Consider the following 698-nt stretch of genomic DNA (forward strand, 5'->3'; position numbering starts at 1 on the left):
AACTCCACGACATGCTCAAGCACCGCGGCGACTCGGTGGGCCTGACCACGGTCTACCGCACCCTCCAGTCCCTCGCCGACGCGGGCGAGGTGGACGTGTTGCGTACGGACGAGGGCGAGTCCGTCTACCGGCGATGCAGCACCGACGACCACCATCACCACCTCGTCTGCCGCTCGTGCGGCAAGGCCGTCGAGGTCGAGGGCCCGGCCGTGGAGAAGTGGGCCGACTCGATCGCCACCGAGCACGGTTTCGTGGACGTGGCGCACACCATCGAGATCTTCGGCACCTGCGGCGAGTGCGCCGCGGCCAAGGGCTGACCGCGCCGCACCGCACACGGCGTACGGGCGGCGGTTCGAACCGCCCGACCACGCCCACCTTCCGGTACGCCTCCTTCCCGTACGCCACGCCCGGCCGCCCCGTCGCCTGCAAGGGTGCGCGGCCCGCGCTGGCGCGACTCCCCCTCCCGCGCATCCCTCCCCGCGCAGCCGCACCGCCGGCGCTGCGGTTCAGTGCGTTCGGCGCGCGGTGAGGGCGAGCCCGACGAGCAGTTGCAGGGCCGCGAGGACGAGCAGGATGAGCAGCGGTAGCACCCAGGAGCCGGTGGCGGAGTGCGCCAACCCGAGGCCGAGGGGACCGGCCGAGGCGAGGAGGTAGCCGACGCTCTGGGCGAAGGTCGAGAGCGCGGCGGTCTCCTGGGG

At 73.2% G+C, this 698-nt stretch carries 1 protein-coding gene and 1 pseudogene; one reads left to right on the top strand and one right to left on the bottom strand.

Translation table 11 applies throughout. From position 1 onward, the window contains the following. Positions 1-317 (top strand): Fur family transcriptional regulator (locus KUM32_RS38915; protein WP_217146503.1); only part of this gene is annotated, 317 nt, incomplete at its 5' end. A gap of 189 nt (positions 318-506) precedes the next feature. Here the strand turns inward: KUM32_RS38915 and KUM32_RS38920 are convergent. Continuing rightward, positions 507-698 (bottom strand): annotated as a pseudogene (locus tag KUM32_RS38920) (MFS transporter); the annotation flags it as partial.

This window comes from Streptomyces sp. AC627_RSS907, from assembly GCF_019049165.1.